At 34.8% G+C, this 15,117-nt stretch carries 14 protein-coding genes; 11 read left to right on the plus strand and 3 right to left on the minus strand.

Annotated features, from left to right (window positions below):
* The first annotated feature begins 48 nt into the window (after nt 1–48).
* Nucleotides 49–390, plus strand: coding sequence for a DUF1831 domain-containing protein (locus tag BCR23_RS05840; protein ID WP_069634537.1), 342 nt, complete (start codon nt 49–51; stop codon nt 388–390).
* Nucleotides 391–504: 114 nt separating this feature from the next.
* Here the strand turns inward: BCR23_RS05840 and BCR23_RS05845 are convergent, their stop codons facing one another.
* Nucleotides 505–1,323 carry a hypothetical protein gene (locus tag BCR23_RS05845; protein WP_069634538.1) on the minus strand — a complete coding sequence of 273 codons (819 nt, stop codon included), beginning with the start codon at nt 1,321–1,323 and terminating at the stop codon, nt 505–507.
* Between the two features lie 240 nt (nt 1,324–1,563).
* Between BCR23_RS05845 and mnmA the strand changes: the two genes are divergently transcribed.
* On the plus strand, nt 1,564–2,688 hold the full coding sequence (gene mnmA / locus BCR23_RS05850) for a tRNA 2-thiouridine(34) synthase MnmA (protein ID WP_069634539.1): 1,125 nt from the start codon (nt 1,564–1,566) through the stop codon (nt 2,686–2,688).
* Between the two features lie 43 nt (nt 2,689–2,731).
* Here mnmA and BCR23_RS05855 read toward each other — a convergent pair whose 3' ends face one another.
* Entirely contained in the window at nt 2,732–3,124 is a 393-nt protein-coding gene (locus BCR23_RS05855; RefSeq protein ID WP_069634540.1) for a hypothetical protein, read from the minus strand.
* Nucleotides 3,125–3,342: 218 nt separating this feature from the next.
* Here BCR23_RS05855 and BCR23_RS05860 point away from each other — a divergent pair, with 218 nt between their 5' ends.
* A complete protein-coding gene (locus tag BCR23_RS05860; RefSeq protein WP_069634541.1) occupies nt 3,343–3,708 on the plus strand; it encodes a DUF1033 family protein in 366 nt (121 codons plus the stop codon).
* 81 nt (nt 3,709–3,789) lie between these two features.
* Here the strand turns inward: BCR23_RS05860 and BCR23_RS05865 are convergent, their stop codons facing one another.
* Nucleotides 3,790–4,503: a DsbA family oxidoreductase gene (locus tag BCR23_RS05865; RefSeq protein ID WP_141706700.1), complete on the minus strand. Its 714-nt coding sequence runs from the start codon at nt 4,501–4,503 to the stop codon at nt 3,790–3,792.
* A 187-nt stretch (nt 4,504–4,690) separates the two neighbouring features.
* On the opposite strand from BCR23_RS05865, the gene BCR23_RS05870 reads away from it, so the two are divergent.
* From BCR23_RS05870 to cydC, 8 genes are all read left to right on the plus strand, one after another.
* Nucleotides 4,691–6,772, plus strand: coding sequence for a DNA topoisomerase III (locus BCR23_RS05870; RefSeq protein ID WP_069634542.1), 2,082 nt, complete (start codon nt 4,691–4,693; stop codon nt 6,770–6,772).
* Nucleotides 6,773–6,911: 139 nt separating this feature from the next.
* Nucleotides 6,912–7,700: a leucine-rich repeat domain-containing protein gene (locus BCR23_RS05875; protein WP_069634543.1), complete on the plus strand. Its 789-nt coding sequence runs from the start codon at nt 6,912–6,914 to the stop codon at nt 7,698–7,700.
* 182 nt (nt 7,701–7,882) lie between these two features.
* Nucleotides 7,883–8,359, plus strand: a complete 477-nt coding sequence (locus BCR23_RS05880) for a nucleoside deaminase (RefSeq protein WP_069634544.1) — start codon at nt 7,883–7,885, stop codon at nt 8,357–8,359.
* 26 nt (nt 8,360–8,385) lie between these two features.
* Entirely contained in the window at nt 8,386–8,685 is a 300-nt protein-coding gene (locus BCR23_RS05885; protein WP_069634649.1) for a nucleoside triphosphate pyrophosphohydrolase family protein, read from the plus strand.
* 428 nt (nt 8,686–9,113) lie between these two features.
* Nucleotides 9,114–10,529: a cytochrome ubiquinol oxidase subunit I gene (locus BCR23_RS05890; RefSeq protein ID WP_069634545.1), complete on the plus strand. Its 1,416-nt coding sequence runs from the start codon at nt 9,114–9,116 to the stop codon at nt 10,527–10,529.
* Nucleotides 10,526–11,551: a cytochrome d ubiquinol oxidase subunit II gene (cydB, locus tag BCR23_RS05895; RefSeq protein ID WP_069634546.1), complete on the plus strand. Its 1,026-nt coding sequence runs from the start codon at nt 10,526–10,528 to the stop codon at nt 11,549–11,551. Before BCR23_RS05890 ends, cydB begins: the two co-directional genes overlap by 4 nt.
* The gene (cydD, locus tag BCR23_RS05900) at nt 11,548–13,278 is read left to right on the plus strand and encodes a thiol reductant ABC exporter subunit CydD (protein ID WP_069634547.1); all 1,731 of its coding nucleotides are present in this window, start codon (nt 11,548–11,550) and stop codon (nt 13,276–13,278) included. Before cydB ends, cydD begins: the two co-directional genes overlap by 4 nt.
* Nucleotides 13,278–15,038 (plus strand): thiol reductant ABC exporter subunit CydC, encoded by a 1,761-nt coding sequence (gene cydC / locus BCR23_RS05905; protein ID WP_069634548.1) that lies wholly within the window; start codon nt 13,278–13,280, stop codon nt 15,036–15,038. The genes cydD and cydC overlap by 1 nt, the downstream gene beginning before the upstream one ends.
* Nucleotides 15,039–15,117 lie beyond the last annotated feature (79 nt).

Here is a 15,117-nt window from a genome sequence, read left to right on the forward strand (position 1 = left end):
TGGCCTAACTACTATAATAAAAGAGACAATAAATAAAGAGGTGGAAAAATGGCATTTAAAGAGAAAGCAACAGTAGAGGGTTCTGCGGTATTTTATAAAGTAAACGAACAGGCAAAAAAATACACATTGAAAGATAATGGATTTATTGAAACCAACTCAGGAAATTTCCAATTTATCCGTCCATTGGATGCAACACCGCAAAGTAAAGAAGGGTTCAAGCTTAAGATCACAATTGCTGAGGATTTAAAGACATTAAAAATGTCAGTGACAACAGCGAATGGCTTAAAAGCAATGAACATTTTCAAAAGTGAGTCTCATGCGATGAGCCAAGAGAAATTTTATTTCTTGATGGACGGCATGATTAGTCGCGGAGTCTTAGAGAAAGCATAATTTGTAATTAAAAAAAATGTGACAAGTAATAAGTTAAGCCCTTAACAATTGTACGTGTAAACGTCAATTGTTAAGGGCTTTTTATAATGACTTAAGTTGTAGTTATCTGTACTATTATTTTTTGTAAAATTTATTATAGGTTTGTATAATGACATCTCTTTCTTCCAATGTTTTTTTTCTATTTATGAGGAAGTATTTTTTTTCTTCTATTCCTTGTTTTTTTAAGACATCAATAATTTCAGCATTCATATCACTAATAAGTTGATTTGACGAAGACATAATCATATGTTCATAAAGATTTTCAGTTAGAATGGGTTCAAAATTTACTTGTTCTGTTTCTGGAATGATTCGAACTCCTTTTTTTGCTTGTGCTTGACTATCGATTTTGGAAAATGAATTTGTATCAAAATAGAAATATTGTTTAATGATATGTTTATTGTCGTTGTAATCTATTGCAAGTAGGTTGATGTAAGTTTGTATGAAATTTTTATTAGGTGGTAATTTATTATATTGAAGATCACCTTTATAGCGATCAATTTTTTTGGGTATTAACCCACCATCAAAAAATTTTAATTCGTTATACTGGGTATCTTTCTTTAAAAAACTTGTAGCGGGTTCTGTTTTGTCTGTTCCTACATTATAAAAAATGTAAAGTGATTTTATTGCTCCAGAATCAACATTGCTTTTAATGAAAAAATCAAATGTTAACGATTTAGTATAGTCAGAATTAGTGTCATTTTTGACATACTCAATACTTTTTAATTTTAGTTCTATAGTTGGAGTGAATTCAAGTGGTTGGCTATATTTTTCTTGGTCGTAAGTAACCCAAGCAATATATAAAGTTGATACACTTATAATGACACCACCAAAAAATTTTGCGATCGTATACAGCTTCTCTAATGACAATAATTTTCTCCAATTAAATTTTCCCACAGATCATTCTCCTTTTTACTAAAAATACTAATTATATTACACTATGTATGTTGTGGATAGTCAATAGCTATTTTAACAAAAGTTAGAATCTGTAATCATTAGCATCGTTTTTTTTATTAAATAAGAATGGCTTAATACCTTTACTTCTTAGAAATTCCTAGTATAATAAGTATCACTGAAAAGTTACGACCTTCAAATCGTAGATGCATTCAGAATCTAAATTGAAATGATGGTGATCAAATGACAGATAACAGCAAAACTCGTGTCGTTGTAGGCATGAGCGGAGGTGTAGATTCTTCTGTTACAGCGTTGCTTTTAAAAGAGCAAGGCTATGATGTCGTGGGTATCTTTATGAAAAATTGGGATGACACGGATGAAAATGGTGTGTGTACTGCTACCGAAGACTACAAAGATGTAGCAAAAGTTGCTGATCAAATCGGCATACCTTATTACTCAGTAAATTTTGAAAAAGAATATTGGGATCGAGTGTTTGAATACTTTTTATCCGAATATCGCTCAGGACGAACACCAAATCCAGATGTGATGTGTAATAAGGAAATTAAATTCAAAGCATTTTTGGAATATGCAATGCAATTAGGAGCAGATTATGTAGCAACCGGACATTATGCTCAAGTTGAAAGAAAAGAAGATGGCACAGTGCGCATGTTACGTGGTGTGGATAATAATAAAGATCAAACTTATTTCTTGAGTCAATTATCTCAAGCACAATTAGCCAAAACGATGTTCCCTTTAGGTGGAATGGAAAAATCAGAAGTTCGAGCAATTGCAGAACGAGCTGACTTAGCAACAGCTAAGAAAAAAGATTCAACAGGTATCTGTTTTATTGGAGAAAAGAATTTCAAACAATTTTTAAGTAACTATTTGCCAGCTAAAAAGGGTGATATGGTAACGTTAGATGGGGAAATTAAAGGACAACATGATGGTTTAATGTATTATACTATTGGTCAACGTCAAGGCTTAGGCATTGGCGGGGGCAAAGGATCACAAGAACCATGGTTTGTGATTGGTAAAGATTTGGCAACTAATACATTATATGTTGGACAAGGTTTCCATCATGAACAATTATATGCGACACATTTAGATGCGAGTGAGATTCATTTCACTGTTGATACAGAAATGCCGAAAGAATTTGAATGTACAGCAAAATTCCGTTATCGTCAAGACGATATACCCGTCAAAGTTGTGTTAACTGGTGAGGGAACGATGGCAAAAGTGATTTTTTCTGAACCTGTCCGTGCGGTAACGCCGGGACAAGCAGTTGTTTTTTATGATGGCATGGAATGTCTTGGTGGCGGCTTGATTGATCAAGCGTATCAGGAAGAAAAAGTATTGCAATATATTTAATGAGATTGATTCAATAGTTATAACATAAAAAACGAGTAGAATTCTACTCGTTTTTTTGATTACAGCTACGGAAATAAGCTCTTGATTCTGGTGAAATAACTAAATAAACAAATGAAGCTAGCTCAACTACACGAAATGCCAACATAATCATTTTAGGAAACATACTGACCATCATTGGCGGATAAAAATACACTAAAACAATAAATGGAATGAATACTATCGATAGTAGATACCCTCTTTTACCACCAGTTATTAATCCTATTATCACAACGATATAAACAAGGTAAACAAAAATCTGATACCAGAGATCCAATCCAAATGTTGCCTGGCCTTCTATCAAAGTTTTTAAAGCCATGATCAAAGAAATAATGAGCAAAATATTATTATATAGCAGTAAATAAATAGCAATTGAATTCCAAAATAAAGGTTTTTTCATAGTAACAAGCGTTCCTTTCTGATCACTTCATATTTTAGCAAAGGCTTTACATGTAAGCAATGAAATAAAGCCAAAGTAAAGTTTATTTTGCTGTTTTTTTATTTATGGTACAATAAAAAGATTGCAGAGTTAAAAAAAAATTCACAAGCACGTAAGTTGAAAGTTTTGTGTTAAGTGATTAGAATAGCATTTGTAGAAAGAATTGGAGTGAGCGATCAATGTACCAAGTTGTTACTATGTACGGCGATAACGAGCCTTGGTGGTTTTTTGAAGACTGGCAGGAAGATATCGAAGAAGAAAAAACATTTAATTCTCTAGAAGATGCGGAGCGTTATTACATAAACAAATGGCAAGAATTTTCTTCAACATATGGATATATAAATACAAAAGTCAATTATTTGGCAGCTTTTTGGAATGATGGTGATGAACGCTGGTGTGAGGAATGTGATGAGGATCTGCAGCAATACAAAGGTTTAGCTTTGCTAAAAGATCAACAGGCTGTTACTTTTGAAAGCGGTGATGACTTTCATGAGCGTCATAATGATTGTGTGAAACCGAAATGTTGTAAATCTAGTCTGGTTTAAATAAACTTAAAAAATTATGAGGGTAAGATCATGCAATCTTACCCTCATAATTTTTTATTAAGCAGGATGAAAGGGGGTTTATTAGTCCTTACAAACCCATTTACCATCTTCCATATTGCATGAGCCGTTTTTTGTTTGGTCATTATCAACGACTTCTATAATAGGTGTTTCTTTTTCTTTGATTGTTTGAATGGCTTGGAGAATTTGTTCCAAAGGTTGTGCACCATTGATTAGATATTTTCCATTAACAATTAATGCGGGTACACCAGTCAGCTGATAAGTGTTTGCTACGCGGAAATCGTCTTCCACCAACAGTAAGGTTTCGGGATTATTAAAAGCTTGCTGCCATTTTGAGAAATCAATAGAACTGTTTTTTATGATCGATTCAACAACAGCGAAATCATCAATATTTTGGCTATTAACAAATAATGCTTCTTGCAAAGCATCAAATATATCCCAATAGCCGCTCTCTCCTGCAACGACGCCAGCAGCTTTTGCTGCAAGCAAACCATTCATAGACGTTGGGAAAGGAAAGTCTGCTTTTTTCATTCCTTCAATGTTAAAACGGTGTAAATCATCATTTTGATTCGCGTGGACCCAGTGAGACAAAATTTCCTTTTTGGCATTCTCTCTAGAACCAAACATCTGAACATGATCTTCATCCGTTCTAGCTAAAGCGAAGGAACGATGAATAATTTTTATTTCAGGCAATTCTTTTTGGACTTGTCTCATTCGATAAGACATCGGAAAACAAAAACTGCAAATAACATCGTGAAAAAAATCAATTGTAATCATAGTTTCTCCTTGATAGGCATTATTTTAAACTTACAAATAGTAAGTATAAAGCTCTTTCTCTCGCATTTCAATAAAAATGCTTTAAATAAAGGCACGATCAATAAGGAGAATGTGGTAAAATTATCTTATTGACATGTTTAAAATGACATAAATTTACATATGGAATCATAGAAAGTGAGTGAAATAAATGGCAAATAAACAACTGATTATTGCTGAAAAACCTAGTGTTGCCAAAGATTTAAGTAAAGTACTAGGGGCAAATCAAAAAAACAAAAATTATTATGAAGGTCCAAATGTCATCGTTACTTGGGCACTAGGACACCTTTTAGGCTTGAAAATGCCTGAAGATATCAATAAAGAATGGCAGTCATGGCAAATGGAGACTTTGCCAATGGTGCCAAAAAATTTAGGGATTAAACCTCTACCAAAAACTGGACATCAATTAAAAGCAATCAAACAATTAGCTAACCGTAAAGATGTATCAGAAGCAGTCATCGCAACCGATGCAGGACGTGAGGGCGAATTGGTTGCTCGTTGGATTTTAGAGTATGTTCATTTCAATAAACCAGTTAAACGTCTATGGATCTCTTCTCAAACAGATAAAGCGATTAAAGATGGATTTAAGAAGTTAAGACCAGCCAAAGAATACGATAATCTCTATTATTCTGCCTTAGCTCGTGCAAAAGCAGACTGGTTAGTTGGTTTGAACGTTACAAGAGCCTTGACGGTGAAATATCAAGATAGCCTATCAGCTGGGCGAGTACAGACGCCAACCTTGTCTTTAGTTCGTCAACAAGAGAAGAAAATCGAAGGTTTTAGACCTCAGACATATTTTTCAGTAGAGCTTCAAGTTCAAAAAGAAAAAGCAAAACTAGTCCAAAGTAATCCTTACGCGTTTAAAGAACGCAATGATATAGAATCTTTTGTGAAAAAATTAAGTGAAGGCAAAGGAAAAGTAACTGATATCCAAGAAAAAAGCAAAACCGAACAAGCCCCGCTACCCTATGATTTAACAGAAATCCAAAGAGAAGCCAATCAACGTTATCAATTTTCAGCGAAAAAAACTCTTTCGCTTGTTCAAAGTCTCTACGAATTTCATAAAATCGTGACTTATCCAAGAACAGATAGCAAGTATTTAACAACAGATATGAAAGCAACAATGAAAGAACGGTTACAAGCAGTTAGTGACTTTGCACCAGAGGTCAAAACGTATATCAAAGATGGTGGTCAAGTCAAACTAACAAAAGTGTTCCAAAATGAGAAAGTCACGGATCACCATGCGCTGATTCCAACTGAACAACGCCCACGTTATGAAAAATTAAGTGGAGATGAACAAAAAATCTACAACATGATCGTTACACGCTTTTTAGGAATGTTTGCTGAACCTCACCGCACAAAACAAACAAAAGTAACGGTAAATTTTGGTAAAGAACAGTTTATTTTCCGTCAAAGTAAAGTCGAAGTTGCTGGTTGGAAACAGGAGAAAGAAGATGTTGTACCATCTGTTGATTGGAAATTAGGAATGGTTGTACCTCCGAATTTTACTATTAATAAAGAATTAACAGCCCCACCAAAACCATTAACCGAAGGAACACTTTTAGGTTTAATGGAAAAACACAGCTTGGGAACACCTGCTACACGTGCAGAAATTATTGAGAAACTGATTAAATCAGAATTGATGGAACGTACGACAAACGGGTTAAGCGTTTCACCAAAAGGCAAGCAATTACTTGAACTTGTCAATCCATCTCTGGTAACACCTGAGCTAACTGAAAAATGGGAAAAAACATTAGAAGCAATCGCCAAAGGCAAACAAAGCAGTACTGTCTTCTTGAAAGAAATCGAACAAGATACTAAAAAGTTAGTCAATGAAATCAAGCAAAGTGAAAGCAAATACCAAGATTTTTCAATTACACAGAAGAAATGCCCTGACTGTGGCTCAAACTTACGTGAGAAAAACACTAAAGACGGGAAAATTTATGTTTGTTCCAACCAAGATTGCAGTTACCGTCGTAGAAAAGATCCCAAAGTGTCCAATCATCGTTGTTCACAATGTCATCGTAAAATGGAAATTATCGATGGGAAAAATGGTGCATACTTCAAATGTAAATACTGCTCGATCACTGAAAAAATGCAAGATAAAAAAGAGCGCAACAAGAAACTTACAAAACATGAAGAACGTAAGCTAATGAAGAAATATTCACAAAAAGAAGAACCAGAAGAAAGTGCATTGGCACAAGCATTAAAAGCTGCGATGAAAAACGAGTAGTTTTGAATATTCTCTAGGGCTTAAAAAATCTATTTTAATTGAAATTTATACTTTTTAAATGAATACAAAAAAGAACTTATTGTCAAGATAAGTTCTTTTCTTGTATAATTTATTTATAAAACTTTAAGGAGGTTTTTTTTTGAAAAAGGTAAAATATTTGTTGGGTATTGTTTTTTTAGGTAGTTTTATTGGGATTGTGGGTTATAGTCAAGGTTTTTCTGCAGATGAAAAAAGAATATACTTATCTGATGATGATTTGAGACAAGCAGTGATGGATCAGATTAATGATGTTGTGGAAAATGAATTACCCACAGTTGACCAGATGAAAGAAGTCAATGAAATAAAAAACGGTAATAATGGGTCGATTGAAGGAATTCAATATGCAACGAATGCTACGGAGATGAGAATTAATAATTTTAAAGGAATAACGGATTTTCGTCCAATTTCTGGGATGAAAAAGCTTAAAACTTATTATGCTTATTCATCTTTAATACAAGGGGATGAAGATAAAGTCATCGATATTTCGCCATTTGGTGAGCTAGAAAATCTTGAAACTTTATATTTTGGCTACGCAAATATACGTGATTTTAGCATGTTGTCACAATCCCTTAACTTAAAATCTTTGCACGCTTTTGGTGGATATAGTGTAAAACTTCCGACTGTGTATGTTGATGAAAATACGAAAAGGTTTATTATGGAACATCCAGTAAAGTATTCTCAGCAATTTAATGGTGCGAAAACAGTTAGCGGTGAGACTAACTTAGGTTCGACTAATCCGATACTTGAAAATAATGCGGTAATAATAAACACTCTTGATGAAAATGTTTCAAGTGTGAATTTGTCTTTTGAGGCTAGTTCTAAAGATGCTGATGCATCTAAGGGTTTTTTTGCTAGTTTTACTTGTGAAGTACCCGTTGTATGGTATTAAGAATAAAAGGTTCCATTTGCTAATTTTAGTTGTATTTTCACGGTACTGTATGATTTACAGTGCCGTTTTTTTATGATTAGTGTATTTATTTTTCATATGCTTAAATTCATATGTCATGGTAAGACTTTTTTGATTCGTGGTATAATTTAGACAAAATAATAGTTAGAGAAGAGTGTGAAAATATGGTAATTAATAATGAACAAGAAAAATTAGATGCCACATTCATGGAACAAGCGTTAGAACTTGCTAAAGATGCTGCAAGAAATGGGAATGAACCTTTCGGTGCATTGTTAGTAAAAGGGAAGGACATTGTTTTTACCGGTGAAAATCAGATCCACACAGAAAGCGATCCCACGTATCATGCCGAATTAGGGATTATTCGCGATTTTTGTTCGACTGAGAAAATAACAGATTTATCTGAATACACACTTTATACAAGTTGTGAACCTTGTTGTATGTGTGCAGGAGCGATGGTTTGGAGTAGTTTGGGTAGAATGGTGTTTAGTTTAGGGCATGATGAATTGGCAGCGATTGCAGGATTTAATATCATGATTGGTAGTGAAGAGATTTTTTCAAAAAGTCCTAACCGACCAGAAGTTGTTAAAGGAGTATTACGGGAAGCGGCGGTTCCTATTTATGTTGATTACTTCAAAAAATAGCTATAGGAAAAGGAATGGTTATGGGTATGAAAAAGAATGAATATCTAGCATTAGTTGCGATGGAAGAATGTGCAGAGATACAGCAAGCTCTGTCAAAAGCAATCAGGTTTGGATTTGATGATCACCATCCCGATAGACCAGAGGAAACCAATGAAGAACAAATGTTGATAGAATTTTATCAGCTGATTGCGATGATCGAAGAACTGCACAAGCAAGGGATTATTGGAGGATTTACTCCGAATAAAATAGACAAAGTGAAGCAGGATAAAATTGAGAAAGTTTATAAATATATGGAATACTCAAAGAAAAATAAGCTGTTAGATTGAAAAATAGTTTTTTTAAAATAACGTCGAGTAACACTCTAAAACAAAAGAGGGTTTTGAAAAGAATTACTAGTTTTGGTTATCAGGTAAATGTAATTACATGGATAAAAAAAGCGCTTCACGGGAGGTGCTTTTTTTATATCTTCATAGTAATCTTCTCTTTTCTTATTTTTTCCCAAGAATCATTGGAATTTTTGATGAAAAAGGCACAGAAACATTTGTATTTTGCAAATAAAAGAGTATACTTTAAATTGGAATCATTCTAAATTTAATAAAAAGAGTTTCCACACATAATAATGTATGTAGGTTTATTTTATTCCTGATTTGGATTCATTTTTACAGCGCCAACCAACTGTGCAAATGGATAATGATTTTGAATGAAATCAGCTTCTTTCTTTTTGTGGAAACGCTAAAAACAAGGAGGATTATTGATGTTTGATATTGTAACATTAGCAAGGTTCCAATTTGCAATGACGACAGTCTTTCATTACTTCTTCGTACCGTTTTCAATAGGATTAGCTCTTGTTGTAGCTATCATGGAAACGTTGTATGTTGTAAAAAAAGATGAACGTTATCGTAAAATGGCGAAGTTTTGGAGCAACATTTTTCTATTAAGTTTTGCAGTAGGAGTTGTAACAGGGATTATTCAAGAATTCCAGTTTGGTATGAACTGGTCGGATTACTCACGTTTTGTTGGTGATATTTTTGGAGCCCCTCTAGCAATTGAAGCCTTACTAGCATTCTTTTTGGAGTCAACATTCTTGGGGTTATGGATGTTTACTTGGGATAAAGTAAGTGCAAAAATGCACTTAACATTTATTTGGTTGGTTGTATTTGGTTCTATGATGTCAGCTTTCTGGATTTTAGCAGCAAACAGCTTCATGCAACATCCAGTTGGATATACATTGAACAATGGTCGTGCAGAATTGATCGACTTTGCTGCGGTAATTGCCAATCCAAAAGTTTGGTATGAATTTACTCACGTATTAGCAGGCGCTATTGTAATGGGCGGAATGATTGTAGCAGGTCTTGCTGCGTTCCAAATCCTGAAAAAACGTGATATTAGCTTCCATAAAGTTTCTATGAGAATTGGTTTGTGGGTTGGGTTATTTGGTTCTCTTGGCGTATTACTTGCTGGAGATTTACAAATGAAAGCCTTGATTGAAGGTCAACCAATGAAATTTGCAGCGATGGAAGGCTCCTATGAAGATTCCGGTGATCCTGCAGCTTGGACTTTAATTGCTTGGGCTGACGAAGCGGAGCACAAACAAGTTTTTGGTATTCAAATTCCTTATGTCTTAAGTATTCTATCTTACAACAGTCTTTCTGGTTCTGTTGATGGAATGGAGACAGCGAATAAAGATTTAATTGAGAAATATGGTGACAGAAATTACTTCCCACCAGTTAATACATTGTTCTGGAGTTTTAGAATAATGGCTGGATTCGGTGTACTAATGTTATTAGTTTCTGCGTTAGGATTATTCTTTACTCGTAAGAAAAAACCATCACTCTATGAAAAACGTTGGATGGTTTGGATCGTAGCTTTGTGTACATTTGCACCATTTATTGCAAATACAACTGGTTGGTTGATTACAGAGCTTGGTCGTTACCCTTGGACTGTTTACGGTTTATTCACGATTGAAGATAGTGTGTCGCCAAATGTATCTGTGGCTTCATTATTAACATCGAATATTATTTACTTTATTTTATTTGCAGGTCTGGGTTCAGTGATGGTTTACTTGATTACTGTTGAACTTAAAAAAGGACCAGATTACGAAGAAAAAAAATTAGCAGAGGCGAACTCTACTGATGTAGATCCGTTTGATAAGGAGGTCTTTGGCGAATGAGTACGTTGCAATTACTTTGGTTTGTATTAATTGGTATTTTATTCTCAGGCTTCTTCTTCCTAGAAGGTTTTGACTTTGGCGTGGGTATGTCGGTTCAAACATTAGCTCATGATGAAGAAGAAAAAGAACAAATCATCGAAACAATTGGACCTGTATGGGATGGTAATGAAGTATGGTTGTTAACAGCAGGTGGGGCGATGTTTGCTTCTTTCCCATACTGGTATGCTTCATTATTTAGTGGTTTTTACTTGATTTTGTTCATTATTTTAGTCGGTTTGATCATTCGTGGTGTTTCTTTTGAGTTCCGTCATCGTATGCCGGATGGTAAAAGACGCAGAATGTGGAATTGGACATTATCAATTGGTAGTTTTATTGTTCCATTTTTCTTTGGTATTTTGTTTATTAGTTTAGTTCAAGGGATGCCTCTTGATGCGGATGGAAACATGACTGCTTCATTTACAGATTATATTAATGTATTTTCTGTTGTTGGTGGTGTTGCCTTGACATTATTATGCTACTTACATGGTTTAAACTACATCACTTTGAAAACAGAAGGACCAGTTAGAGAACGTGCACGTAACTATGCGTCATTCTTTTATTGGATTTTATATGTTGGATTAGTTGTGTTTGCGGCGCTATTGTACTTTAAAACAGATTTCTTTGATAATCACTTCCTAGTGACTTTATTACTGGTTTTAGGAATCGTTGTATTGACGGTTGTTGCCAATGTAAGTGTCTTTAAGAAAAAAGAAATGGTCGCTTTCATTGCTAGTGGCTTGACATTAATTCTTCTAGTTGCTTTATTATTCAGTGGATTATTCCCACGTGTAATGATAGGTAGTGAGGGTTACTATGATATCTTGATCAAAGATGCATCAAGTACTCCTTATACGCTAAAAACAATGACTTGGTTATCATTAACCATTTTACCGTTTGTTTTAGCTTATACTAGTTGGTCCTACTATGTATTTAGAAAACGTATCAAACATCCAGCAGTCGTTGCTGAGGGGTATGAAGGATGATCGACAAAGCCATCTTAAAAATGCCGAAAATCAAAAATATTATGATCATGCTTGCAGGTTTTTCTTTCCTGCAAGCAGTATTTATTATAGGGCAAGCATTTTATTTATCTAAAGCCGTTGTTGGGTTATGGGAAGGTGGTCAGTTAAGCGACCAGCTGTTGAATATTTTGGTGTTCTTTTTGTTTTATACTGGTAGACATGTGGTGACTTATCTGCGTGAGAAAATGCTAGATCGGTTTAGTTATGATCGTTCTCGTGAATTGAGAGAAGCGTTATTGCAAAAGATTTTTCGTTTAGGTCCAACCGTTGTTCAAAAAAATGGAACAGGAAATATGATCACCATGGCACTTGAAGGGATCAGTCAGGCTGAGAATTATCTTCATTTGATTTTGATGAAAATCATGAATATGATGATTATCCCGTGGATTATTTTGATTTTTGTCTTTACTTTAGATGTTCGTTCGGGCGTTGTTTTGCTAGTTGTGTTTCCTATGATTATCATCTTTATGATCATTTTAGGGTATGCAGCACAAAGCAAAGCGGACAAACAATATAAAGCATTTCAACTTTTGTCTAATCACTTTATTGATTCATTAAGAGGTTTGGACACATTAAAATTGTTTGGTTTAAGTAAAAAATACGCAAGCAGTATTTATAATACAAGCGAGCGATTTAGAGAAGCGACAATGAGTACTTTGAAAATTGCTATTTTATCCACCTTTGCATTAGATTTCTTTACTACGTTATCAGTTGCAGTTGTGGCGGTGTTTTTGGGGTTAAGTTTGTTAGAAGGCGGGATATTATTATTTCCAGCGTTGACAACGTTGATTTTAGCGCCAGAATTCTTTTTGCCCGTTCGAGATTTTGCTAGTGATTATCATGCTACTTTGGATGGAAAAAATTCATTTCAAGCAATTCAAGAAGTCTTAGATTTACCAGAAATGGCAGAAACCGATCGTCTTTCATTAGGGGATTGGACAGCCTTAAGCGAATTATCTGCTGAACAATTAACGTTCCAATATGAAGATGCCATTCAGCCAGCTTTGAAAGGATTGGATTTTACAGCAAAAGGATATCAAAAAATTGGAGTCATTGGTGCCAGTGGTTCGGGTAAGTCTACACTGATTAATGTGCTTAGTGGATTTTTAGAACCTAATGCTGATTCGACAAAAATCGAAGTAGATGGACAAGTGATTCCGCATTTTCTGCAAAAAGAATGGCAAAAACAAGTGCTCTATATCCCACAATCACCTTATATTTTCCAAGACACGTTAGCAAATAATGTCCGTTTTTATACACCAGAAGCAATAGATGAACAAGTTTTAGCTGCTGTGCGCTTGGTAGGTTTAGAAACGTTTGTAGAAGGTCTTAGAGACGGTATAAACACGGTGATCGGTGAAAGTGGTAGAATGTTAAGCGGAGGACAAGCTCAGCGTGTAGCGTTAGCTAGAGCCTTTTTAGACAAGGAACGACGGATTCTGTTGTTCGATGAACCAACAGCTCACTTAGATATCGAAACAGAAGTCGAGTTAAAGATAAAAATGTTACCATTGATGGAAGATCATCTTGTCTTTTTTGCCACACACAGATTACATTGGATGGCGGAAATGGATTATATTTTAGTGATGGATAAAGGTCAACTTGTTGAAGCGGGAACTTTAGATGAGTTAATTGATAAAAATGGTTACTATGTGAAATTAATGAATCAAATGAGGGGGAATGAATAATGGAAAATACCCCAACAAATAAAGAGTTGTATGAGAAAGATCAATGGGTCAAACCATTTTTGAAAAAGTATAAAGGATTATTGTATTTGGCATTGTTCTTAGGCTTTTTGACTTTCTTCAGTGCAGGAGCGTTGATGTTTAACTCTGGTTATTTAATTAGCCGAGCAGCATCTCTTCCAGAAAATATTTTAATGATTTACATTCCGATTGTGTTGACTCGTGCTTTTGGGATCAGTCGACCAGTTTTTCGTTATATTGAGCGTTTAGTTAGTCACAATTGGGTATTGAAAATGACATCTGATTTACGTCTGAAATTGTATTTAGTTTTAGAAAAAGATGCGATTTTCTTTAAATCAAAATACCAAACAGGAGATATTTTAGGTTTACTATCAGAAGATATCAATCACTTGCAAAATCTGTATTTACGTACGGTTTTCCCTACAGTGATCGCTTGGTTATTGTATATCTTTATCATTATTGGTTTAGGTTTCTTTTCTTGGTGGTTTGGTTTATGTATGTTGTTGATGTTAGGTGTGATTGTTTTTCTATTGCCGTTGGTTTCAGTTTTAGTGAATGGTGCCAGACAAGAAAAGCAAAAAGTGTCTAAAAATGAATTATACAAAACATTAACTGATAATATTTTAGGTGTTTCTGATTGGGTATTTAGCCAACGTGGACATGAATTTGTTCATTCTTATGAAAAAGAAGAAGCAAAATTGCGTCAGTTAGATGAAAAAATCAAACGGTTTAATCGTGTCAGAGATTTTGTTTTACAAGTTGGTTTTGGTGTAATCACCATAGCAGTATTAGCGTGGGCTAGTGTACGTTTTCCTGGTAATCATGGGGGCGCAGCTAACTGGATTGCAGCATTCACTTTGACTGTTTTTCCGTTGATTGATGCTTTTGCTCCGCTGCCTGATGCGGCGCAAGAAACGAATATCTATAAAGATTCTATCAAACGATTGAATGATTTACCTGAACCAGAAGAAACAAAAGAAGTCTCAAAAGATCTAGTGGTTACAAGTAGTGAAATCAATATTAGTGATGTATCTTTTTCATATGAAGGAACGTCAAAAAAAGTGTTAGATGATCTAAACTTGACGATCCACTCAAAAGAAAAATTGGCGATTTTAGGTCGCAGTGGTTCAGGAAAAAGTACTTTGGCAACCTTGATTCGCGGAGATTTAAAACCGGATAAAGGAAGTATTACTCTAGGCGGCATTCCAACAGTTGATTTTGGTGATCAAATTACACAGTCAATTGGTGTTATCCACCAAGCGCCATATTTGTTTAGAACGACGATTTTAAATAATGTTCGAATTGGACAGGAAGAAGCGTCTACAGAAGAAGTTTGGCAAGTTTTAGATAAAGTTGGTTTAAAGGAAATGGTTGAAGGGTTACCAGAAGGGCTGCAGACAATGGTGGATGAAGCTGGGTTACGTTTTTCCGGTGGTGAACGTCATCGTTTGGCTTTGGCTCGGATTTTACTGCAAGATACACCCGTTGTGTTGTTGGATGAACCAACAACAGGCCTTGATCCAATTACGGAGCAACAATTATTGGACACTTTTTTCAGCACATTAGAAGATAAGACACTTATTTGGATCACTCATCATCTGCAAGGTGTTCATATGATGAATCGTGTCATTTTTATTGAAGATGGGCAGTTGGAAATGAGTGGTTCACCACAAGAGTTGTTAGAAACAAATGAGCATTATCAACAATTATATGCGATTGATCGTGGAACCAATAAGAATTGATTGACGAAAGTACTTGTTGAAGAATAAAATAAAAAAAGATGAGGCAAAAACTCTGCGAGCTTTGCCTTCATCTTTTAAA

Origin of the sequence: Enterococcus quebecensis, assembly GCF_001730365.1 — a bacterium.
GTDB classification, from domain to species: Bacteria; Bacillota; Bacilli; order Lactobacillales; family Enterococcaceae; genus Enterococcus_L; species Enterococcus_L quebecensis.

Bases quoted from the DNA above. Each gene is read 5' to 3' on its own strand.
- cydD (WP_069634547.1), top strand. From the start codon at position 11,548: ATGATCGACAAAGCCATCTTAAAAATGCCGAAAATCAAAAATATTATG.
- cydC (WP_069634548.1), top strand. From the start codon at position 13,278: ATGGAAAATACCCCAACAAATAAAGAGTTGTATGAGAAAGATCAATGG.
- BCR23_RS05890 (WP_069634545.1), top strand. From the start codon at position 9,114: ATGTTTGATATTGTAACATTAGCAAGGTTCCAATTTGCAATGACGACA.
- cydB (WP_069634546.1), top strand. From the start codon at position 10,526: ATGAGTACGTTGCAATTACTTTGGTTTGTATTAATTGGTATTTTATTC.
- BCR23_RS05880 (WP_069634544.1), top strand. From the start codon at position 7,883: ATGGTAATTAATAATGAACAAGAAAAATTAGATGCCACATTCATGGAA.
- BCR23_RS05865 (WP_141706700.1), bottom strand. From the start codon at position 4,503: ATGATTACAATTGATTTTTTTCACGATGTTATTTGCAGTTTTTGTTTT.
- BCR23_RS05870 (WP_069634542.1), top strand. From the start codon at position 4,691: ATGGCAAATAAACAACTGATTATTGCTGAAAAACCTAGTGTTGCCAAA.
- BCR23_RS05885 (WP_069634649.1), top strand. From the start codon at position 8,386: ATGAAAAAGAATGAATATCTAGCATTAGTTGCGATGGAAGAATGTGCA.
- BCR23_RS05840 (WP_069634537.1), top strand. From the start codon at position 49: ATGGCATTTAAAGAGAAAGCAACAGTAGAGGGTTCTGCGGTATTTTAT.
- mnmA (WP_069634539.1), top strand. From the start codon at position 1,564: ATGACAGATAACAGCAAAACTCGTGTCGTTGTAGGCATGAGCGGAGGT.
- BCR23_RS05855 (WP_069634540.1), bottom strand. From the start codon at position 3,124: ATGAAAAAACCTTTATTTTGGAATTCAATTGCTATTTATTTACTGCTA.
- BCR23_RS05860 (WP_069634541.1), top strand. From the start codon at position 3,343: ATGTACCAAGTTGTTACTATGTACGGCGATAACGAGCCTTGGTGGTTT.